The sequence below is a fragment of the Leifsonia sp. EB41 genome, assembly GCF_041262565.1.
Lineage (GTDB): Bacteria > Actinomycetota > Actinomycetes > Actinomycetales > Microbacteriaceae > Leifsonia.
This window is the reverse complement of the sequence record NZ_JBGCCJ010000001.1, coordinates 4,142,690-4,162,015: the sequence shown is the minus strand read 5'-3', so window position 1 is coordinate 4,162,015 and position 19,326 is coordinate 4,142,690. Positions and strand designations below refer to the sequence as shown.

At 70.8% G+C, this 19,326-nt stretch carries 23 protein-coding genes; 8 read left to right on the top strand and 15 right to left on the bottom strand.

All coding sequences use genetic code 11. From position 1 onward, the window contains the following. The 6 genes from ABH923_RS20540 to ABH923_RS20515 all read right to left on the bottom strand — a co-directional run. Nucleotides 1-283, bottom strand: a 283-nt coding sequence (locus tag ABH923_RS20540; protein WP_370057244.1) for a YraN family protein, incomplete at its 3' end; no start/stop codon positions are given. Between the two features lie 128 nt (nucleotides 284-411). Then, nucleotides 412-735, bottom strand: a complete 324-nt coding sequence (locus ABH923_RS20535; protein WP_018190696.1) for a DUF2469 family protein — start codon at nucleotides 733-735, stop codon at nucleotides 412-414. 26 nt (nucleotides 736-761) lie between these two features. Next, nucleotides 762-1,424: a ribonuclease HII gene (locus tag ABH923_RS20530; RefSeq protein WP_370057409.1), complete on the bottom strand. Its 663-nt coding sequence runs from the start codon at nucleotides 1,422-1,424 to the stop codon at nucleotides 762-764. After that, nucleotides 1,424-2,167 carry a signal peptidase I gene (gene lepB / locus ABH923_RS20525; protein WP_370057243.1) on the bottom strand — a complete coding sequence of 248 codons (744 nt, stop codon included), beginning with the start codon at nucleotides 2,165-2,167 and terminating at the stop codon, nucleotides 1,424-1,426. The genes ABH923_RS20530 and lepB overlap by 1 nt, the downstream gene beginning before the upstream one ends. A gap of 82 nt (nucleotides 2,168-2,249) precedes the next feature. Continuing rightward, entirely contained in the window at nucleotides 2,250-2,597 is a 348-nt protein-coding gene (rplS, locus tag ABH923_RS20520; protein WP_345839320.1) for a 50S ribosomal protein L19, read from the bottom strand. 214 nt (nucleotides 2,598-2,811) lie between these two features. Continuing rightward, nucleotides 2,812-3,306, bottom strand: a complete 495-nt coding sequence (locus tag ABH923_RS20515; RefSeq protein WP_370057242.1) for a hypothetical protein — start codon at nucleotides 3,304-3,306, stop codon at nucleotides 2,812-2,814. A gap of 115 nt (nucleotides 3,307-3,421) precedes the next feature. On the opposite strand from ABH923_RS20515, the gene map reads away from it, so the two are divergent. Further along, a complete protein-coding gene (gene map / locus ABH923_RS20510) occupies nucleotides 3,422-4,186 on the top strand; it encodes a type I methionyl aminopeptidase (RefSeq protein ID WP_370057241.1) in 765 nt (254 codons plus the stop codon). Between the two features lie 76 nt (nucleotides 4,187-4,262). Here the strand turns inward: map and trmD are convergent, their stop codons facing one another. After that, nucleotides 4,263-4,946 carry a tRNA (guanosine(37)-N1)-methyltransferase TrmD gene (gene trmD, locus ABH923_RS20505; protein WP_370057240.1) on the bottom strand — a complete coding sequence of 228 codons (684 nt, stop codon included), beginning with the start codon at nucleotides 4,944-4,946 and terminating at the stop codon, nucleotides 4,263-4,265. A gap of 10 nt (nucleotides 4,947-4,956) precedes the next feature. Beyond that, nucleotides 4,957-6,189: an MFS transporter gene (locus tag ABH923_RS20500; RefSeq protein WP_370057238.1), complete on the bottom strand. Its 1,233-nt coding sequence runs from the start codon at nucleotides 6,187-6,189 to the stop codon at nucleotides 4,957-4,959. A 50-nt stretch (nucleotides 6,190-6,239) separates the two neighbouring features. On the opposite strand from ABH923_RS20500, the gene ABH923_RS20495 reads away from it, so the two are divergent. Next, a complete protein-coding gene (locus ABH923_RS20495) occupies nucleotides 6,240-6,911 on the top strand; it encodes a GntR family transcriptional regulator (protein ID WP_370057237.1) in 672 nt (223 codons plus the stop codon). A gap of 38 nt (nucleotides 6,912-6,949) precedes the next feature. On the opposite strand, the gene rimM is transcribed toward ABH923_RS20495, so the two are convergent. The 3 genes from rimM to rpsP are packed head-to-tail and all read right to left on the bottom strand — an operon-like array spanning nucleotide 6,950 to nucleotide 8,283. Further along, nucleotides 6,950-7,573: a ribosome maturation factor RimM gene (rimM, locus tag ABH923_RS20490; RefSeq protein ID WP_370057235.1), complete on the bottom strand. Its 624-nt coding sequence runs from the start codon at nucleotides 7,571-7,573 to the stop codon at nucleotides 6,950-6,952. 1 nt (nucleotide 7,574) lies between these two features. Continuing rightward, nucleotides 7,575-7,805: an RNA-binding protein gene (locus ABH923_RS20485; protein ID WP_055920003.1), complete on the bottom strand. Its 231-nt coding sequence runs from the start codon at nucleotides 7,803-7,805 to the stop codon at nucleotides 7,575-7,577. A 4-nt stretch (nucleotides 7,806-7,809) separates the two neighbouring features. Further along, entirely contained in the window at nucleotides 7,810-8,283 is a 474-nt protein-coding gene (gene rpsP, locus ABH923_RS20480) for a 30S ribosomal protein S16 (RefSeq protein ID WP_370057234.1), read from the bottom strand. Nucleotides 8,284-8,487: 204 nt separating this feature from the next. Between rpsP and ABH923_RS20475 the strand changes: the two genes are divergently transcribed. From ABH923_RS20475 to ABH923_RS20455, 5 genes are all read left to right on the top strand, one after another. After that, nucleotides 8,488-9,663 (top strand): glutamate--cysteine ligase, encoded by a 1,176-nt coding sequence (locus ABH923_RS20475; RefSeq protein ID WP_370057233.1) that lies wholly within the window; start codon nucleotides 8,488-8,490, stop codon nucleotides 9,661-9,663. Between the two features lie 44 nt (nucleotides 9,664-9,707). Then, nucleotides 9,708-10,382, top strand: a complete 675-nt coding sequence (locus ABH923_RS20470) for an SGNH/GDSL hydrolase family protein (RefSeq protein ID WP_370057232.1) — start codon at nucleotides 9,708-9,710, stop codon at nucleotides 10,380-10,382. Next, entirely contained in the window at nucleotides 10,379-10,615 is a 237-nt protein-coding gene (locus ABH923_RS20465; RefSeq protein ID WP_370057231.1) for a hypothetical protein, read from the top strand. Before ABH923_RS20470 ends, ABH923_RS20465 begins: the two co-directional genes overlap by 4 nt. Nucleotides 10,616-10,618: 3 nt before the next feature. Continuing rightward, nucleotides 10,619-11,095, top strand: coding sequence for an SGNH/GDSL hydrolase family protein (locus tag ABH923_RS20460; RefSeq protein ID WP_370057408.1), 477 nt, complete (start codon nucleotides 10,619-10,621; stop codon nucleotides 11,093-11,095). A 77-nt stretch (nucleotides 11,096-11,172) separates the two neighbouring features. Further along, the gene (locus ABH923_RS20455; protein ID WP_370057230.1) at nucleotides 11,173-11,865 is read left to right on the top strand and encodes an SGNH/GDSL hydrolase family protein; all 693 of its coding nucleotides are present in this window, start codon (nucleotides 11,173-11,175) and stop codon (nucleotides 11,863-11,865) included. 26 nt (nucleotides 11,866-11,891) lie between these two features. On the opposite strand, the gene ffh is transcribed toward ABH923_RS20455, so the two are convergent. From ffh to ftsY, 3 genes are all read right to left on the bottom strand, one after another. Further along, nucleotides 11,892-13,460, bottom strand: coding sequence for a signal recognition particle protein (gene ffh / locus ABH923_RS20450; RefSeq protein WP_370057229.1), 1,569 nt, complete (start codon nucleotides 13,458-13,460; stop codon nucleotides 11,892-11,894). An 82-nt stretch (nucleotides 13,461-13,542) separates the two neighbouring features. Beyond that, nucleotides 13,543-14,043, bottom strand: a complete 501-nt coding sequence (locus tag ABH923_RS20445; protein WP_370057228.1) for a DUF2004 domain-containing protein — start codon at nucleotides 14,041-14,043, stop codon at nucleotides 13,543-13,545. 7 nt (nucleotides 14,044-14,050) lie between these two features. Next, nucleotides 14,051-14,926 carry a signal recognition particle-docking protein FtsY gene (ftsY, locus tag ABH923_RS20440; RefSeq protein ID WP_370057227.1) on the bottom strand — a complete coding sequence of 292 codons (876 nt, stop codon included), beginning with the start codon at nucleotides 14,924-14,926 and terminating at the stop codon, nucleotides 14,051-14,053. A 29-nt stretch (nucleotides 14,927-14,955) separates the two neighbouring features. Between ftsY and ABH923_RS20435 the strand changes: the two genes are divergently transcribed. Continuing rightward, complete coding sequence (locus tag ABH923_RS20435) at nucleotides 14,956-15,741, top strand: CHAD domain-containing protein (RefSeq protein ID WP_370057226.1); 786 nt, start codon at nucleotides 14,956-14,958, stop codon at nucleotides 15,739-15,741. Here ABH923_RS20435 and smc read toward each other — a convergent pair. After that, nucleotides 15,738-19,322 carry a chromosome segregation protein SMC gene (smc, locus tag ABH923_RS20430; protein WP_370057225.1) on the bottom strand — a complete coding sequence of 1,195 codons (3,585 nt, stop codon included), beginning with the start codon at nucleotides 19,320-19,322 and terminating at the stop codon, nucleotides 15,738-15,740. The two genes, ABH923_RS20435 and smc, sit on opposite strands and share 4 nt — an antisense overlap. Between the last annotated feature and the right edge of the window lie 4 nt (nucleotides 19,323-19,326).

Sequence of the window (19,326 nt, the reverse complement as noted above, 5' to 3'; positions counted from 1 at the left end):
GCGTCTCGCCGCGGACGGGGCCGTGCGCCCGGCACCACTCTGCCGCCAGACGGCGCAGCCGCGCGGCCTTCTCCCCCGTGATCGCCTCGAACGGGTGCCCGAACGCGACCGAGCTCCTGGTCTTGACCTCCACGAACGCGGTCACACGCCCGAGGCGTGCGATCAGATCGAGCTCCCCGCTCGCGCAGCGCCAGTTACGGGCCACGATCTCGTAGCCCCGCGCCTCCAGCCAGTCCGCCGCCACGGCCTCGCCGCGACGACCCAGACGGTCTTTCTCTGCCATGTTTCCTCCCACGACCAGCGTGGTCGGAGGGGCCAGGGCAGAACCGGGCGGAGCGAAATCTGTGGAGAAGTCGTCAGCTCAGAGCGTTGTGGAGGACAAGCACCACAGGCAGAACGAACCCGGCGAGCTCACTCGTCGAGCGCCAGCTCCTTCGGGAGCTCGAACTCCTTGCTCGAGAGCTCCTCGATGTTCACGTCCTTGAACGTCAGCACGCGAACGGACTTCACGAACCGGTCGGCGCGGTAGACATCCCACACCCAGACGTCGTTCATCGTGAGCTCGAAGTAGAAGTCGTGCTCCGTATCGCGGCGCACGAACTCCACCTCGTTCGCCAGGTAGAAGCGGCGCTCAGTCTCGATCACGTACTTGAACTGCGAGACGACGTCCCGGTATTCGCGATACAAAGCCAGCTCGACCTCGCGGTCGTAGTCGTCGAACTCGTCCTCATCCATCGTTCGCCAAGTCTAGCCGTGCCGACTCAGGTCGGCATGTCGAGGGTCGCGAGGTCCTTCAGCCAGGTGAGCCGGTGCAGCGCGCTCGGGCCGAGCTCGGCGATCGCGGCGAAGTGCTCCGGCGTCGAGTAGCCCTTGTTGCTCACCCAGCCGTAACCGGGGTAATCCACGTCGTGGCCGATCATCAACCGGTCGCGGTGCACCTTCGCGATGACGGAGGCAGCGGCCACCGACGCGCAGTCACGGTCGGCCTTGATCCGCGTGACCACGCGCACCGGGCGCATGACCGCCGGGCTGAGGTAGTCGTAGTTGCCGTCCAGGATCAGCGTGCTCTCCCGCACCTGCGCACCCTGGTCCTCCAGCATGGCGAGGGCGCGGGCGCCGGCGAGGCCCAGGCAGCGCATGATGCCGAGCGAGTCCACCTCCGCGGCCGAGGCCATCCCCACGGCGTGGAACAGCGACCAGCGCCGGCAGGCGGGCTCGAGCGCCTCGCGCACCGGCTCCGGCAGCAGCTTGGAGTCGCGCAGTCCGGGCGGGATGCGCTTGACCCCGGTGTCGATGACCACCATGCCGACCGCCACCGGGCCGGCCAGCGCCCCGCGGCCGACCTCGTCGACGGCCACGATCGAGGTGACGCCGTCGCGGTAGAGCGCCTTCTCGAAGCGCAGCGACGGCGAGACCGGGGTCATCATTCCTTCTTCTCCTCCACGCCTCTGAAGACATCAGGATAGTCGTCCAACCACGTCCATCTGCTGACCGGCCAGCTGATCACCGCGGCCCGCCCGACGACGTGGTCGAGCGGGACGAAGCCGCGGCCGGGGAGCGCCTGGTTGCGGGACGAGTCCTGCGAGTCGTAGCGGTTGTCGCCCATGACCCAGATGCGGCCCTTCGGGACCGTCACATCGAAGGCGAGCGTCGCGGCGTTCTTCTGGCCTGGCGGGATCACGATGTACGGCTCGTGGATCGCGGTGCCGTTGACGGTGATCCGGCCCGCGGTGTCGCAGCACACCACGTGGTCGCCCGGGAGGCCGATGAGCCGTTTCACGAGGTGATCGTCGCTGTCGGAGGCGGACAGCCCGACGAACGTCAGCGCGGTGTCCGCGGCCTGGGCCAGCGGGTTGCGGACGACCGGCGGGGATTTCGGGAGCCAGCCTCCCGGATCCCGGAACACCACGACGTCGCCGCGGCTCAGCGGGAACAGCGACGGCTGCAGCTCGTTCACGAGGATCTTGTCGTTGACCTGGAGGGTGTCCTCCATCGATCCGGAGGGGATGTAGAACGAGCGCACCACGAAGGTCTTCACCAGGAAGGCCACGAGCAGCGCGATCACCACCACGACCAGCACGTCCCGCGCGAACAGCAGGCCGCTGCGCCTGCCGCGCTCTCGCCGCACCACGCGTTCGGGCCGCGTGGGCAGTGTCTCGTCCGTCATCCACCCTGCCTGGCTCGTTAACCGCCTGAGCTCCCGGTCCAGTGTAGGACCGGGAGCTCAGGAAGAGTCGCGCGCGAAACGCTCAGTTGTCGCGCTTCTCCTTGATCTTCGCCTTCTTGCCGCGAAGCTCGCGGAGGTAGTACAGCTTGGCGCGACGGACGTCACCGCGGGTGACGACCTCGATGTGGTCGATGACCGGCGAGTGCACCGGGAAGGTGCGCTCGACGCCGACCTGGAAGCTGACCTTGCGGACCGTGAAGGTCTCGCGGACGCCTTCGCCCGAGCGGCCGATCACGACGCCCTGGAAGACCTGGATACGAGAGCGGGTGCCCTCGATGATGTTGACGTGCACCTTGACGGTGTCGCCGGCACGGAACGCGGGGATGTCCGACTTGAGGGACGCGGCGTCCACCTGATCGAGGATGTGCATTGCTGTTCGCTCTCTGTACCCGCCTGCAGGTCGGGGACGGATTCGGGGCCGTCGTACGGATGCGCGCTGCGCACGGCGACGGCCGGGATTCGATTGGGTGTGCACGCTCGAATTGCTGGCTCCCCTGCGGCAGAGCCGGGCGGCGGCACGAACAACCATTCTGCCACGCGCGAGGCTCTATTGCCAAAGCGCGGCGGCGCAGCCGGCGCGGAGGTCAGTCCTCGCGATGCTCTTCGATGACGATCACGTCCGCGTCGTCCACCACGGGGCTGGACGGCCGCGGCACCTGCTGCGGCTGGGCGGCCTGCTGGTAGGCGGCGAAGGTGACCGCCACCCGGTCGCGCGCCTCGGTCACCAGCTCCCACAGCCCGACCCAGAACATCGCCAGGAAGAACAGCACGCCGAGCACGGCGAGCCAGCCGGTGGCGCCGGGCGGGAAGAACCCGAAGGCGATGATGGAGGCGCTCCAGCCGGCGAGGAGACCGGTGTCGTACCACGAGACCGCGCGGGTCTCCCTGACGCTCCTGCGCGCCATCACGATGCCGCCGATCGCGAGCAGCGCGACGAAGAGGATCGGGCAGAGGATGAGCAACCCGAGGAACGTCCAGCCGCTGCCCTGGTTGAACGCGGCCCAGCCGATCAACAGCCAGACGGGCAGCACCACGGCGGACGGGAAGAGCCACCAGTAGAACGCCTTGCGGATGAACATGCGGCCAGCGTAACGTCGCGCGGCTGTGCGCTGGCTGCCGGTTCGCCGAGGGCGGACTGCTGGCCTCGCCGCATGGAAGACTGGACGCAGTCACACCACAGAAGGAGAACGTCCCGTGATCGAGCTGAGGACCCCCGCCGAGATCGAGCAGATGCGACCGGCCGGCCGGTTCGTCGCCGAGGTCCTCGCCGAGACGGCCGCCGCGGCGAAGGTCGGCGTCAACCTGCTGGAGCTGGACCGGATCGCGCACGACCTGATCCGCAGCCGCGGCGCGGAGTCCTGCTACATCGACTACCACCCGTCGTTCGGCGCGAGCCCGTTCGGCAAGGTGATCTGCACCTCCGTCAACGACGCCGTGCTGCACGGCCTCCCCCACGACTACCGGCTGCGCGACGGCGACCTGCTCAGCCTGGACTTCGCGGCGAGCGTCGACGGCTGGGTGGCCGACTCGGCGGTCAGCATCGTGGTCGGATCGGCCCGCGACGAGGACCTCCGGCTCATCGACACGACCCGCCGGGCGCTCACGGCGGGCATCGCGGCAGCGCAGCCCGGAGGCAAGGTGGGCGACATCTCGGCGGCCATCGCGGCCGTGGCGCACGCCGAGGGCTACTCGGTGAACACGCAGTTCGGCGGCCACGGCGTCGGCCGGACGATGCACGGCGACCCGCACATCCCGAACGACGGCCGCGCCGGACGCGGCTTCCCGCTGCGCCCCGGCCTGGTCATCGCGATCGAGCCGTGGTTCCTGGAGACCACTGACAGGATCTTCACCGACCCCGACGGCTGGACGCTCCGCTCCGCCGACGGCTCGCGCGGCGCCCACTCCGAGCACACCGTCGCCATCACCGACTCCGGCCCCCTCGTCCTCAGCGCCCCCTGACCATCCGTTCCGGAGTTGTGTACGCCTCGCGTCGGCGTGTCGCGTGCAGAACTCCGGAAGCGATGGAGGCGCGGCGCTACGGGAGGAGGTCGGGGCGGACGCGGGCGGTGCGGGCGAGGGACTGCTCGCGGCGCCAGGTCTCGATCGCGCCGTGGTTGCCGGAGAGCAGGACGGGCGGGACCTCGTGGCCGCGCCACTCGGCGGGCTTCGTGTACGACGGGTACTCGAGGAGGCCGTCCTCGTGCGACTCCTGGACCAGGCTCTCCGGGTTGCCGACGACGCCGGGGATGAGTCGCCCGATCGCCTCGATCATCGCCATCGTCGCGACCTCGCCGCCGTTGAGCACGTAGTCGCCGATGCTCACCAGCCGCACCCGCGCCCGGTAGGCGTACTCGTCGAAGACGCGCTGGTCGATCCCCTCGTAGCGGCCGCAGCCGAAGACGAGGTGGGACTCGGTCGCGAGCTCGCGGGCCATCGCCTGGGTGAACACCTCGCCGGCCGGCGACGGGAACAGCAGCACGGGGTCGTCGGAGCCGTCCAGCACGGCGTCCAGGGCCTCCCCCCACGGCTCCGGCTTCATCACCATGCCGGCGCCGCCGCCGTACGGCGTGTCGTCGACGGTGCGGTGCCGGTCGTGGGTGTGGTCGCGCAGGTCGTGGACGCCGAGCGCGATGATGCCCGCCTGCCGTGCCTTGCCGAGCAGCGAGATGTCGAGCACATCGAAGAAGGTCGGGAAGATCGTGACGATGTCGATGCGCATGCCGAGAAGTCTATTCGGGGACGACCGCGAGCTCCCGGTCGCGCGGCACCAGCGGGGCCGCCACCGCCGGGCAGACCGCGACAGCGGCGAACGCCAGCGGGAAGCCGACCCAGCCGATCAGCGCGCCGACGGCCGGGCCGACGACCGACGCCGCCAGGAACTGACCGGTGTTCTGCGCGCCGAGCGCCCTGCCGGACCAGAACGGCCCGGCGATCTCGGCGACCGACGTGTAGGCGAGGCCGTTGTCGGCGACGGTGACGATTGCCGCGACGATCAGGATGACCGCGGCGGCCACCGAGCCGAGGGCGGAGGCCGCGCCCATCAACAGCATCACCGCGACCGCCGCGACCGACACCCAGCGCAGCGGCACCAGGTGGCTGCCGACCCGGTCGCTCAGCACGCCGACGCCGATCCGGCCGAGCGCGCCGGCGAACTGGCTGACCGCGATGACGACACCCGCCGCGAGCGACGTGAAGTGCAGCTCGGTGACGAGCCAGACCAGCCCGAACGTGGACACGGTGAACTGCGGGACGACCAGCAGCATCGAGACAACGTGGATCCGCCAGAGCAGGGAGGTCTCCCGGTACGGGCTCCAGGTGGCCTGGGAGTGCGTTTCCTCCCCCTCTGCGGCGCGACGCGGAGGCCGGGGCGGGTCGACGATCCCGACCGCGCACAGCACGGCCGAGACGCCGCACAGCACCGCAGGCACGGTGAGGGCCGCGGCGATCCCGCCGGAGGCCGCCAGCAGCGGGACGCTGATCGCGGCGATCGCGACGCCGAGCGGCTGGCACATCTGCCGGATGCCCATCGCGAGCCCGCGCCGCTCCTTGGCGAACCAGCCGATGACCACGCGGCCGCTCGCCGCGTTGGGGCTCGCGGCCGCCATCCCGCCCACCAGGAACAGCGCGCCGAGCGCGATGTAGGAGGCGACGAACATGGCGGCGACCGCGGCGGCCGCGGTGACGGCCAGCCCGGACGCGATGACCCAGCGCTCCCCGATCCGGTCGCTCAGCGCGCCCCACGCGATCAGCGCGAGCACCAGCCCGAACGTGGGCGTGGACGCGAGCAGACCGGCCTGCGCGAGGCTCAGCCCGCGCTCGGTGTGCAGCAGCGGGATGAGGAAGGCCGGGGTGGAGACGAAGACGGTCGAACTGGCCTGGCCGATGACGCCGAGGGCGAGCATGAGCCACGGCCGAGGGGTTCTGATCGCCTGCCCGGTCTCTTCTCGTGTTTCTCGGCTCATGCGGTATACCCTAGCGGTATACCGGCTTGGTATACCAACGAAGGAGACCGATGCCCGAGCAGCCCCACGTGTACGAGCGCCTGCGCTCGGCGATCCTCGACCTGGACCGCGTCCCCGGCTCCCGCATCACCGAACGAGGGCTCGAAGCCGAGCTGGGAGCCTCGCGCACCCCGCTGCGCGCGGCGCTCATGCGCCTGGAGGCGGAGGGGCTGGTCCGCCGCGAGGGCCGAGGGTGGGAGGTCTCCCCCATCGACCTCGGCGAGATCGCCCGGCTCAGCGAGCTGCGCGACGCCCTGGAGACCGCCGCGGTGCGGCTGAGCGCCGTCCGGGCCGCGGACGACGACGTGCGCGCGCTGCACGACGACCTCGGCGCCTACGACCCCGACCGGAGCGACGAGGACGCGGTCGGCGCGGGCACGGGCTTCCACGTGCGGCTCGCGGCCCTCAGCGGCAACCACTTCTTCGCCGACTCGGTGTCCTCCGCGATGACCCGGCTGGCCCGCACCCGCTGGCTGGAGGTGCGCACGGCCGACGCGCGGCGGACCGCGTGGGAGGAGCACCGCACGATCGTCGAGCAGCTCGCCGCACGCGACGCGGACGCCGCGGCGGACAGCATCCACCGGCACATCGTCGGCACGCACGAGCGCCTGCTCGCGGCCCTGAACGCCGACACCCGCCTACTCCGTGCCCGCGGCCTCACCATCCTCCAGCCCGAAAGGTGAGTCGTCGCGGGAATGACCGCGCGGATTTCCGCGACGAGTCACTCCTCGGCGGGTGCGGCCTCCGGGTCGTTGTCTTCGGGGTCGTCGTCGGGGAGGTCCTCGAAGAGTCCGGGCGGCGGGGTCAGGGTGACGGTGCCCGCGGCGATGTCGACCTCGGGCACGATCGCCTTCACGAACGGCACCAGGACCTCGCCGTCGGCCGTGCGGACGACCAGCAGGTCCTGTGCGGGAAGGTGGTCGACCCGTGCGACGGTGCCGACCTCCACGCCGTCGCGGCGCGCGCTCAGGCCGACGAGCTGGTGGTCGTACCAGGCGTCGTCCTCCTGAGGGAGCTGCGTGGCGTCCTGACTCACCCAGAGGATGGCCTTCACCAGCGTCTCCGCTTCGGTGCGGTCGTCCACGCCGGCGAAGAAGCCGACCGCGTGACCGTTGTACCAGCGCAGCTCGATGAGCTCGAGGGTCTTGCCGTGCCACTTGGAGGCCGTGGGCACCTGGAGCGTGAAGACGGCGCCCGGAACGAAGCGGTGCTCCGGCTCGTCCGTGAACAGCTCGAGCTTCAGAGCGCCCTTCAGACCGTGCGCCTTGGTCAGCCGGCCGACGCGCAGCTCGGTCTGACCCGGTCGCGGTGCGACCTCCTTGCGGGGCAGCTTGTGGTCCGCCACCTCAGTCGTCGACGACGTCGACGCGGACGCGGCGGCCGTCGGCCAGCGCGGCCACGAGCGTGCGGAGGGCCTTGGCGGTACGGCCGGAACGGCCGATGACCCGCCCGAGGTCCTCGGGGTTCACTCGAACCTCGAGGACCTCGCCACGCGGCGAACCTTTGGCCACGACGTGCACGTCGTCCGGGTGGTCGACGATGCCCTTGACCAGGTGCGTGAGAGCGGGAGCGAGCAAGGTGTTACGCCTTCTCGCCGTCGGCCTCGGCCGTGATCTCCTCGGCCTCGGCGACGACCTCGGCCTCAGCGGCCTCCTCGGCCTCGACCTCGGCCTCGACGACGGCCTCCGCCTTCTTGGCGGTGTCGTCCTTCTTGGGCTTCAGGACCGGCTTCTTCTTCTCGTCGGCGACGAACGCCTCCTTGGTCTCGGCCGTCTTGACGGTCGAGACGGCGTTCTTGTCGCCCTTGAACTTGCCCCAGTCACCGGTGAGCTTGAGCAGCACGAGCACCTGCTCGGACGGCTGAGCGCCGACGCCGAGCCAGTACTGAGCGCGCTCGGAGTCGACCTCGATGCGCGAGGGCTCCTCGGTCGGGTGGTACAGACCGATCTCCTCGATGACGCGACCGTCGCGCTTGGTGCGCGAGTCGGCGACGACGATGCGGTAGTACGGAGCGCGGATCTTGCCCAGGCGCTTCAGACGGATTTTGACAGCCACAATTCTCCTGTGTTGACGTCCGGAACCCGCAGGGTTCCGGTGGATTCGTTGTCGAACTGACTGCCGTGGGCGTGGGGGCACACGCGGCAGGAGGTCTATTGTTCGTCCGCCGTACCGGATAGAGGGTCGGGCACGGTGAACTCAACTAGATATTCTGTCAGAAAAGCGCGCCCAATGAACAATCGGACGGACGGGGTCACAGCGATGCAGATCCAATTCGCAGAGTCGGAGCGCTCCACCGTCGGGATCGAGTGGGAGCTGGCGCTGGTCGACGGCTCGACAGGCGACCTGGTGCACATCGCCGACGAGGTGCTCCGCGAGCTCGGCACCCCGGACGGCCGGGAGCACCCGCAGATCACCCACGAGCTGCTCCTGAACACCATCGAACTGGTCAGCCGGGTGCACCACAGCGTCCCGGCCGCCATCACCGACCTGCAGGAGCTGGTCGCGCTGACCCGCGAGGTCACCGACCCGCTGGGCGTTGAGCTGATGTGCGCAGGCACGCACCCCTTCGCCCAGTGGTACGACCAGAAGATCACGCCGAACGAGCGCTACGACCGGCTGCTGGACCGCACCCAGTGGTGGGGCAGGCAGATGATGATCTGGGGCATCCATGTGCACGTCGGCATCGACGACCGCGACAAGGCGCTGCCGATCGTCAACGGTCTGCTCACCTACTACCCGCACCTCCAGGCGCTCAGCGCGTCGAGCCCGTTCTGGGCGGGCGCCCGCACCGGGTACGCCTCCAACCGCGCGCTCATGTTCCAGCAGCTGCCGACCGCGGGGCTGCCGTGGCAGTTCGGCTCGTGGGCGAACTACGAGGAGTACGTGCAGGACCTGGTGACGACCGGCGTCGTGGAGGACCATAGTGAAGTGCGCTGGGACATCCGACCATCGCCCCGCTGGGGAACCGTCGAGATGCGCGCGTGCGACGGGCTCTCGACCGCGGACGAAGTGGGCGCAGTCGGCGCACTCATCCACTGCCTGACCGACCGGATGTCCGGCGACCTGGACGAGGGCGTCGAGCCGGTCACCCTCCAGCCGTGGTTCGTGCGAGAGAACAAGTGGCGCGCGGCCCGCTACGGGCTGGACGCCGAGATCATCGTCGCGCCGGACGGCACCGAGCGCCTGGTGCGAGAGCAGCTCCTCCAGCTCGTGGACGAGCTCGGTGACACCGCGGAACGGCTGGGCTGCTCCGCCGAGCTCGCGACCGTCGCCGACGTGCTCGCCACCGGCGCCAGCTACCAGCGCCAGCTCGCCGTCGCGGAGGCCAACGGCGGCAGCCTGCAGGCCGTGGTCAGCTCGCTCACGCACGAGCTCCGCAGCGGGCTGGACCGGACGGCGCGGGACGCCGGCCACCCGGGCACAGGGGGCTCATAGCCGTGCATAGTCCATCCATAGACTCGTCATTTAGGCTCGTTGGCATGTTCGGCCACCGACCTCTCGCCACCGTCGCCACGGCGCTCGCAGCGCTGCTGCTCGGCACGGTCGCCCTGAGCGGATGCGCGTCCGCCTCCTCGCAGGTCGCCGTCGGCGCCGCGGTCCCGGCCGGCAAGCACCCGGTGGTCGCGATCGTCGGGGACTCGATCGAGTCGGGCATGGGTCTGGAGCCGTTCGAGGCCTGGCCGGCGCTCGTCGCGGTCGATCGGCGCTGGGGGCTGGAGAACTTCAGCGAGCCGGGGGCCGGCTTCGTCGCCGTCGGGGCCACCAACGCCGATTTCAACGGCCAGATCGACCAGGCCATCGCCGCGAAGGCGAACGTGGTGCTGATCGGCGCCTCCGACAACGACCTCGGCCAGGACAATTCCGCCGTCGCCAAGGCGATGGCGGCCGCGGTCGAGCGGCTGAGCGACGCCCTGCCGAAAGCCCACCTGATCGGGTACAACGCTCTCACCGGGGAGGCCAGCGACAACGACCTCGCTCCCTTGAACGACGCACTGAAGCAGGCCGTGACCGCGGCGGGCGGCAAGTGGATCGACCTCGGCCAGCCGTACCGCGGCCAGCTCGGCCTCGTCCAGGACGACGGCGAGCATCCCACCCTCGAAGGCCAGCAGGCGATCGCGTCGGTCGTGCTGTCGAAGCTCGACGGGATCGTGTGACGCAAGCGACACCTCGCGCGGGTGGAGTGCGCCGCGTCGCGGCCGTCCTCGTCCTCGCGGGCCTCGCTCTGACCGGCTGCACGACACTCACCCCGTCCGCGCCGTCCACCGCGTCTGCCTCGGCGACGGAGGCGCAGCCCACGGCCGCGGCGATCGGCGACTCCATCGCGATCGGCCTGGGTGTGCCCGCCGACGACGCCTGGCCGCTCATCGCTGCGACCCGCCTCGGCTAGGACCTGACGGACCTCGGCGAAGCCGGCGCCGGCTTCACCACGCCCGGCGTGAACACCCACGACTTCGACGACCAGGTGAGCGCTGCCATCCGGCTGCGCCCGCAGGTCGTCATCGTCGCCGCGACGCGCAACGACGCGGCTACCGCCGCCTCCGCTCCCGGGACGGTCACGCGCGACACCGCGGCGGCGATCGACCGGCTGTCCACCGCACTCCCGCACACCACGATCATCGGGATCGGGTCGGTCTGGGGAGCGACAGCTGCGGGCCGTACGGCCACGGTCGTCGACGAGGCCCTGAAGAGCGCGGTCCTCGGCGTCGGCGGCCACTGGCTCCCGCTGGGCCAGACGTTCCTCGGGCAGCCGACCCTCCTGCAGGCGGACGGCATCCACCCGACCAGCGCGGGCCAGGAACTGCTCGGGAGGACCGTCGCAGACGCCATCGCGAAGGCGCGGATCGAGCCGGGACCCGCTCGCAGCTAGGCCTGCGCCCGCACACTCCGACACGCCCGGACGGGATGCACAGCGATCTGTCAGTCAGCGCGGTCTAGCCTCACACCGTGTCCACCCGTCCCCGCCTGATCGCCGTCGTCGCGCTCGCTCTCGCCGCGGCCGCTCTCGCCGGCTGCTCCTCGGTCGTCGCCGCGCGCCCGGTCGCCGCCGACGGCACGGCTGTGGCGGCCCCAGCGGAGCGCTCGAAGCCGCAGGTCATCGCCATCGGGGACTCCATTGCGTTCGGCAAGGGCGTGCGCCCGGATCAAGCCTGGCCCGCGCTGGTGGCGGCGCAGCACGGCTGGACGCTCACCGACCTCGCGGTCTCCGGCTCCGGCTTCGTCAAGCCGGGCTGGAACGGCGACACCTACCGCGAGCAGGTCGCCACTGCACTCGGCCTGCACCCCGACTACATCCTGATCGCGGCCACCCGCAACGACCGCACGCAGGACGCCGCTCTCGTGGCCTCCTCGGCGGACGAACTGCTGGGTGAACTGCGCGACACGTTCCCGCGGGCGCGCATCATCGGCATCACGACGGTCTGGGGCGCGGACACGCCGCCGCCGACCGTGGCGACCGTCAACGGGATCGTCGAGAAGGCCGTGACCGGCGTCGGCGGGACGTTCCTTGACATCGGCTACCCGCTGGCGGGGCATCCCGAGCTGGTGCAGGCGGACGGGATCCACCCGAACGCGGCGGGCGAGCGCGCCGTCGCGAAGGTCATCGAAGACCGGCTCGCGCCGCTCGGCGTGACCTCCTAGCGGCTGCGGGCCTCAGCGCGCGGGCCTCAGCGCCCCATGAACTTCTGCAGGGCGGCCAGCTCCTCCTCGGTCGGGCCTCCGGCCTTCGCCTTGTTCCCGGAGCCGAGTCCGAAGCCGGTGCCTCCCGGCGTGCCCGTCGCCGGCTTGACGCCGGACGCGAGCGCGGCGTTCTCCGCAGCACGCTTGGCCGGGTTGCCCGAGCGGGAGCCCTTCTTCTTGGGCTGCTGCTTGCCCTTGCCCGCATAGCCGGCGCCGGGGATCGGGCCCATGCCCGGGACATTCGGAACGCCGCCCTTGGCCACGGTCTTCATCATCTTGGCGGCCTGCTCGAAGCGGTTGACGAGCTGGTTCACCTCGGTGACCGTGGTGCCGGAGCCCTTGGCGATGCGCAGCCGGCGGGAGCCGTTGAGCAGCTTGGGAGTGGTGCGCTCGGCCGTCGTCATCGACTGGATGATGGCCTCGGTGCGCACGATCTCGCGCTCGTCGAAGTTGTCGAGCTGCTGCTTCATCTGGCCGGCGCCGGGGAGCATGCCCATCATCTTCTTGATGGAGCCCATGTTGCGCAGCTGCTGCATCTGCTTGAGGAAGTCGTCGAGCGTGAAGCTGTCGGTCGCGAACTTCTCGGCGACCTTGCGCGCCTCGTCCTCGTCGAAGGCCTCCTGGGCCTGCTCGATGAGGGTGAGGATGTCGCCGAGGTCGAGGATGCGCGACGCCATGCGGTCGGGGTGGAACGGCTCGAAGTCGTCCAGGCCCTCACCGGTGGAGGCGAAGATGATCGGGCGGCCCGTGATCGACGCCACCGAGAGGGCGGCGCCACCGCGTGCGTCGCCGTCGAGCTTGGACAGCACGACGCCGGTGAAGTCGACGCCGTCCTGGAACGCCTTGGCCGTGGCCACGGCGTCCTGGCCGATCATCGCGTCGATGACGAACAGCACTTCGTCCGGGTCGGTGGCCTTGCGGATGTCGGCGGCCTGCTTCATCAGCTCGGCGTCGACGCCGAGGCGACCGGCGGTGTCGATGACGACCGTGTCGTACTGCTTGGTCTCGGCGAACTTCATGGCGTCCTTGGCCACCTTCACCGGGTTGCCGACGCCGTTGCCGGGCTCCGGAGCATAGACAGGGACGCCGGCCTGCTCGCCGACGATCTGGAGCTGAGTGACGGCGTTGGGCCGCTGGAGGTCGGCGGCGACGAGGAGCGGCGTGTGGCCGTCCTTGACCAGCCACTTGCCGAGCTTGCCCGCGAGCGTGGTCTTACCCGCGCCCTGGAGGCCGGCGAGCATGATCACCGTCGGCGGCTTCTTGGCGAACTGGAGGCGGCGCTGCTGACCGCCGAGGATGGCGACGAGCTCCTCGTTGACGATCTGGACGACCTGCTGCGCCGGATTCAGCGCCTTGTTGACCTCGTCGGACAGGGCGCGCTCGCGCACCTTGCCGGTGAACTCCTTGACGACGTCGAGCGCCACGTCCGCGTCGAGCAGCGCGCGGCGGATCTCGCGCACGGTGCCGTCGACGTCGGACGGGGAGAGCTTGCCCTTGGTGCGCAGGTTCTTGAAGGTGTCCGTCAAACGGTCGGACAGCGAGCCGAAAGTAGCCATGATCGTGCAAGTCTATCGGGCGAGGCTGGCCGGTCGCCGAGCCTGCACTGTGCGCGTCAGCCCTGCGCGTCAGCTGTGTATGTCAGCCCTGGGTGTCGACCGCGACCACGTCGCCGCGCACATCGAACGACACCGTGAGGATCGCGTCCGTCTCGTCCGGGCTGATCGAGTAGTCGAACGTCGCGAAGGCCTCGTCCTCGCCGGCCTGGTCGGCCTGCACCCTCACGGCCAGGAGCTGGAGCGAGCGCAGCACGTCCATCGCGATGTCCCCCGAGTTGTAGACCAGAAGGTCGAGCAGCGACTCCCCCAGCTTGTCCACGTGATCGTCGATGTAGCTCGTCGTCGCCGACTGCTGCGAGCTCAGCTCGGCGATGAGCGCGTCCCTCGCCCGGTTGTCGAAGCCTTCCATCGCCTGGATGAGCGCCGCCGCGGAGTCGAGCGCGAACTCCCCCACCGCGCGCTCGTCGTCGGCGCGCAGCTCGACCTCCACCGCCTGGTCGGCGAGGTCGACCGTGTCGTTCCAGGCGAGGCCGCCGGAGGCCGTCTCGTCGATGACGCCGAAGTAGTCGTGCTCGATGGCCATGACGTCCCTATCCGACGAGCTGCTGCGCGAAGACGTGCGGGGTGAAGCCGGTCAGGTCGTTGATGCCCTCGCCCTGGCCGATGAGCTTGATCGGGAGGCCGGTGCGCTCCTGCACGGCGAGCACGAAGCCGCCCTTCGCCGAGCCGTCGAGCTTGGTGAGCACGAGGCCGGTCACCCCGGCGTGCTCCAGGAACGCCTCGGCCTGCGCCAGGCCGTTCTGGCCGGTGGTCGCGTCGAGCACCAGGAGCACCTCCGCGATGGGCGCCTGCTTCTCGACCACGCGCTTGATCTTGGACAGCTCGTCCATCAGGCCGCCCTTGGTCTGCAGCCGGCCCGCGGTGTCGATGATGACGATCTCGGTGCCGTCTCGCTTGGCCTTCTCGACCGTCTGGAACGCCACGGACGCCGGGTCCTGGCCCTGCTGCTGCGGGCGGACGATCTCGGCCCCGGCGCGCTCGGCCCAGGTGGCGAGCTGCTCGACCGCAGCGGCGCGGAAGGTGTCCGCCGCGCCGACGACGACCGAGCGGTCGTAGGTGCGCAGGAACTTGGCGAACTTGCCGATCGTCGTGGTCTTGCCGACGCCGTTCACGCCGACGACCAGGACGATCGCGGGCCGCTCGCTCAGCTTGAGGGTGGTGTCGAGCCTGGAGAGCCGCTCCTCCATCGTCTCGCGCAGCATGCGCTGGAGGTCGGCCGGGTCGGTGGTGTGGTAGCGCTCGACCTTGGCGCGCAGATCGTCGACGACCGCCTCGGTGACGTCCGGACCGAAGTCCGCTGTGATGAGCGCCGTCTCCAGATCGTCCCAGGTGGAGTCGTCGATGGTCTTCCTGGCGAACATCCCGCGGAGGGCGCCAGACAAGGACCAGGGGGTGCGGTCTGCCATGCACTCAGACTAGTTGGTACGGTGGCGCCATGTTCTCCCTGGTGGCGGTGTCGGCGGAGCTCGCCGAGCAGCTCGTCGCGATCGACGAGGACGGGGAGGACGCCGTCCATCAAGCCCGCATCCGGGTCCGCAGGCTGCGCAGCGTCCTGCGGGTCTACCGGGCCGCTTTCGAGTCGCATGCCGCTCTCGGCATGCGACTGCGACTGGAGGCGCTGGGCGACCGGCTCGGCGCTGTGCGCGACCTGGAGGTCAAGGCGACGACGCTGGAGGACCTCCTGGAGGCCGACGACGAGCCCGAGCTCGTCGACGCCGTCTCGGCGCAGGCCGCGGAGACCCGCGCCGCCCACGGGGAGGCGCTGGCGGCGCTGCTCCGCTTCCTCCACGGCCCGAAGGTCCGTGCGCTGCTGGCCGACCTCCAGATGTTCGCCGCGGAGCCGCCGCTCTCGGCGAAAGGACGGAAGGACCCCTCCCGCGTCACCGAGCGCGGGCTGGAGAAGTCGGTGGCGAAGGTGCACCTGCCGCGCGGCGACAGCCTGGAGGAACGGCACGCCACCCGCAAGGCCGCGCGGAAGGTCCGGTACGCGGCAGAGGCCGTCGCGGACGAGCTCGGCCGCTCGGCCGTCCGCCTCGCCGCAGCGGCGAAAGCCGTACAGGACGCCCTCGGCGACAACCGCGACGACCTCCTGCTGGCCCACGAGCTGCGCGAGCAGGGCCACGTCGGCCTCGCCATGCGCTGCGAGCGGCGCGCGGCGGACGCCCTCGACGGGATCGACGGCAAGCTCGCGGCGATCGTGTTCGAGGGAGCTGACGGCTAGGCCGACGCCTTCTCCTGCACGACGCGCTGGCCGACGACCGCCGAGACGCCGTCCTGGCGCATCGAGACGCCGTAGAGGGCGTCGGCGATCTCCATCGTGCGCTTCTGGTGCGTGATCACGATGAGTTGGCTGTTCTCGCGGAGGTCCTCGAAGATCGTCAGCAGGCGACCCAGGTTGGCGTCGTCGAGCGCGGCCTCCACCTCGTCCATGATGTAGAACGGGCTGGGGCGGGCCTTGAAGATCGCGATCAGCAGCGCCACCGCGGCCAGCGACCGCTCGCCGCCGGACAGCAGCGAGAGCCGCTCGATCTTCTTTCCGGCCGGCTTGACCGACACCTCGATGCCCGTGGTGAGGAGGTCGTCCGGGTTGGTCAGCGAGATGTGGCCGGAGCCGCCGGGGAACAGGATCGGGAACACCCGCTCGAAGGCGGCCTCGGTGTCCGCGAAGGCCGACTCGAAGATGGTCTGCATCTTCTCGTCGATCTCCTCGATGATCGTCACGAGGTCCTTGCGGGTGTTGGTGAGGTCGGTGAGCTGCTCGGTGAGGAACTTGTGCCGCTGCTCCAGGGCCGCGAACTCCTCCAGCGCGAGCGGGTTGACCCGGCCGAGCTGGCCGAGCTTGCGCTCGGCGGAGGCGAGGCGCTTCTGCTGCTGCTCGCGGACGTAGGGGGTGCCAGGGCGCTCTTCGGGATCCTCGCCGTCGGCCTGCTCCTCGCGCGTGTCGTCCTCGTCGCGGGCGCCGTCCTCGTCTCGGGTGTCGGGCGGCACCGGCACGTCCGGCCCGTACTCGGCCACGAGTACGTCCTCGACCAGGCCGAGCTCGCTGCCCGCCCGCTCCAGGAGGCTCGACAGGTGCAGCTTCTTCTCGTAGATCTGCAGCTCCAGGCCGTGCACCGACTCGGTGATGCCGTGCAGGCGCTCGCGCAGGGCGGCCTCCTCGCGGCGCACGGTCGCGAGCTCCTCGTTCTGGCTCGCACGCTGCGCCTCGGCGGCGGCGAGCTCCAGCCGCGCCTGCGACACCGAGCGGTCGGCGGAGGCGAGCACCGCGGGCAGGACGTCCACGACCCCCTGCGCCGCCTCGAGCTGCCGGCGGCGGATGACGGCACGGCGCGCGGCCTCCTCCGCAGCGGCGCGCTCGGCGTCTAGCTGCCGGGCGAGTGCCTCTCCTCTGGCCTGCTCCGCACGGACGCGCTCCTTCGCGGTCTCGACTGCCAGGCGCGCCTCGACCTCCGTCTCGCGGGCGGCGTCCAGTTCGACGGAGAGCGCGTCTCGTGCGGAGACGTCGAGGATCGGCCGCGGCCGCGAGCGTGCGACCTCCAGCTCCGACTTCGCGGTCTCCGCCGCGGACTCTGCCTCGGCGACGCGCTCGGCGGCCTGCTCCAGCGCGCGGCTCAGCCGGTCGGACTCCGCCACGGAGGCCTCGAACTGCACCTTGACCCGGTTCAGCCCCTCGGTCTGGGCGGCGAGCTGGGAGTCGAACTCGCGCAGAGCGGTGAGCGCGGTCTGGGATTGCTCCTTGGCGACCTGGAGGACACCGCGCTGCTCGGCCAGCGCGAACCGAGCGCGGTCGATCAGGGAGGTGACCTCGCCGAGGCGGTCCTCCGCGGCGTCACGGTCCGCGATCAGCTCGATGCGGCTCTGCGTGGCGCCGGAGCCGCCGCGCAGGACGAAGTCGGTGAGCACTTCTCCGGTGCGGGTGATCAGGGTGACGGGGCCGCCGAGCTTCCGCGCGCGGAACGCGTCGGCCGCGGCGCGCGCTGACTCCACGTCCTCCGCGATGGCGGTGAACGCAAGCAGGCCGAGCACGCCGCTCGGCGCCTCCACGACCGACTGAGCGGGGACGACTCCGGCGACGCCGGTCAGGTCGACCGCTGGAGCCGTGGCGTCGGCGACGATGACCTCCACCCGGCCGAGGTCGTCGGCGGCGGCATGGGCGACCGCGTCGAAGGCGGTGTCCCTGCTCTCGGCGAGCACCGCGTCGGCCAGCGTGCCGAGGGCGGCGGCGATGGCCGCCTCGTTGCCGGGATGGACACGGATGTGCTCGGCGACGAGGCCGCGGACGCCGGGGAGGCGCGCGGCGACGAGCGCTGCCGACCCGTCCTTCTGGTCGAGGGCGAGCGACAGCGCGGAGGTGCGGGCCGCGAGGGCGTCGCGCTCGCGCTCCAGTGCGTGGAGGTCGTCGCGCAGGGTCTCGATGAGCCCCTCCGCCTCGAAGACGTCGGCCTGGGCGAGTTCGTAGGCCTCGTCCAGGGCGCCCTCGCCGAGGTCCGTGGCGGCGGCCTCGGCCTCCCGCGCGGCGAACTCGGCCTGTGCCTTCTCGCGGCGCTCGGTGGCGGCGTCGAGTGCGTTCTGCTGGCGGAGGACCTCTCCGCGCACGGCCGCGAGGCGCTGGGCGGCGGCCTCGGCCTGGCCGTTCAGCTTGCTGATCTCCAGGTCGTGCTTGGAGACGAGCGCGCCCTGCGCCGCGATCTCGTCGTCCACCGAGTCCAGCCGGCCGCGCGCGGCACGGGTCGCGGACTGCGCCGCCTGCCAGGCCGCTTCGGCCTCCACGACGGCGGCACGCAGCCGCTCGACCTCGTCGGCGGCGTCCTGCACCATCTGCGGGCTGACGCGCGGTCCGTCGGCTGTGGTCTCGGCCTGGCTGCCGAGGAGGGCGACCCGCTGGGTCGCGAGCGAGTAGAGACTGCGCAGGCGGTCCTGAGCCTGCTCCAGCGCGAAGGCTGTGCTGCGCGCGACGTCGACGGCGTCGCCGATCTGGGCCTGCTCCAGGCGGGTGCGGCGGAGCTGCTTCTGCTCGAGCTGCTCCTGCAGGACGATCTGCTCGCTGTGACGCGAGGCCTCCGTGCGGGTGTGGTCGTCGAGCGAACGACGCAGCCCGACCACGTCGTCGGCCAGCAGGCGCGCGCGGGCGTCGCGGACGATGGCGGCGATGGACTGCGCCTCGCGCGCGATCTCGGCCTGGTGGCCGAGCGGCTTGAGCTGCCGCCGCACCTCCCCGGCGAGGTCGCTCAGCCGGGTGAGGTTGGTCTGCATGGCCTCCAGCTTGCGGAGGGTCTTCTCCTTGCGGCGACGGTGCTTGAGGATGCCGGCGGCCTCCTCGATGAAGCCGCGGCGCTCCTCCGGGGTGGCGCGCAGCACGGCGTCGAGCTGGCCCTGGCCGACGATGACGTGCATCTCGCGGCCGAGGCCGGAGTCGCTGAGCAGCTCCTGCACGTCGAGCAGCCGGCAGGACTGGCCGTTGATGGCGTACTCGCTGCCGCCGTTGCGGAATAGCGTGCGAGAGATGGTGACCTCGGTGTACTCGATCGGCAGGGCGCCGTCGGTGTTGTCGATCGTGAGCTGCACCTCGGCGCGGCCGAGCGGGCCGCGGGTGGAGGTCCCGGCGAAGATGACGTCCTCCATCTTGCCGCCGCGAAGCGTCTTGGCGCCCTGCTCGCCCATCACCCAGGCAAGGGCGTCGACCACGTTCGACTTGCCGGAGCCGTTCGGCCCGACGACGCAGGTGACGCCCGGCTCGAAGGCGAAAGTCGTCGCCGTTGCGAACGACTTGAAGCCCTTGAGCGTCAGACTCTTCAGATACACGCTG

What these genes read in the sequence shown, in the direction of transcription:
- ABH923_RS20535 (WP_018190696.1), bottom strand. Translation starts at nt 735, where the DNA reads ATGGATGAGGACGAGTTCGACGACTACGACCGCGAGGTCGAGCTGGCT.
- ABH923_RS20530 (WP_370057409.1), bottom strand. Translation starts at nt 1,424, where the DNA reads ATGACCCCGGTCTCGCCGTCGCTGCGCTTCGAGAAGGCGCTCTACCGC.
- lepB (WP_370057243.1), bottom strand. Translation starts at nt 2,167, where the DNA reads ATGACGGACGAGACACTGCCCACGCGGCCCGAACGCGTGGTGCGGCGA.
- rplS (WP_345839320.1), bottom strand. Translation starts at nt 2,597, where the DNA reads ATGCACATCCTCGATCAGGTGGACGCCGCGTCCCTCAAGTCGGACATC.
- ABH923_RS20515 (WP_370057242.1), bottom strand. Translation starts at nt 3,306, where the DNA reads ATGTTCATCCGCAAGGCGTTCTACTGGTGGCTCTTCCCGTCCGCCGTG.
- trmD (WP_370057240.1), bottom strand. Translation starts at nt 4,946, where the DNA reads ATGCGCATCGACATCGTCACGATCTTCCCGACCTTCTTCGATGTGCTC.
- ABH923_RS20500 (WP_370057238.1), bottom strand. Translation starts at nt 6,189, where the DNA reads ATGAGCCGAGAAACACGAGAAGAGACCGGGCAGGCGATCAGAACCCCT.
- ABH923_RS20495 (WP_370057237.1), top strand. Translation starts at nt 6,240, where the DNA reads ATGCCCGAGCAGCCCCACGTGTACGAGCGCCTGCGCTCGGCGATCCTC.
- ABH923_RS20475 (WP_370057233.1), top strand. Translation starts at nt 8,488, where the DNA reads ATGCAGATCCAATTCGCAGAGTCGGAGCGCTCCACCGTCGGGATCGAG.
- ABH923_RS20470 (WP_370057232.1), top strand. Translation starts at nt 9,708, where the DNA reads ATGTTCGGCCACCGACCTCTCGCCACCGTCGCCACGGCGCTCGCAGCG.
- ffh (WP_370057229.1), bottom strand. Translation starts at nt 13,460, where the DNA reads ATGGCTACTTTCGGCTCGCTGTCCGACCGTTTGACGGACACCTTCAAG.
- ABH923_RS20445 (WP_370057228.1), bottom strand. Translation starts at nt 14,043, where the DNA reads ATGGCCATCGAGCACGACTACTTCGGCGTCATCGACGAGACGGCCTCC.
- ftsY (WP_370057227.1), bottom strand. Translation starts at nt 14,926, where the DNA reads ATGGCAGACCGCACCCCCTGGTCCTTGTCTGGCGCCCTCCGCGGGATG.
- ABH923_RS20435 (WP_370057226.1), top strand. Translation starts at nt 14,956, where the DNA reads ATGTTCTCCCTGGTGGCGGTGTCGGCGGAGCTCGCCGAGCAGCTCGTC.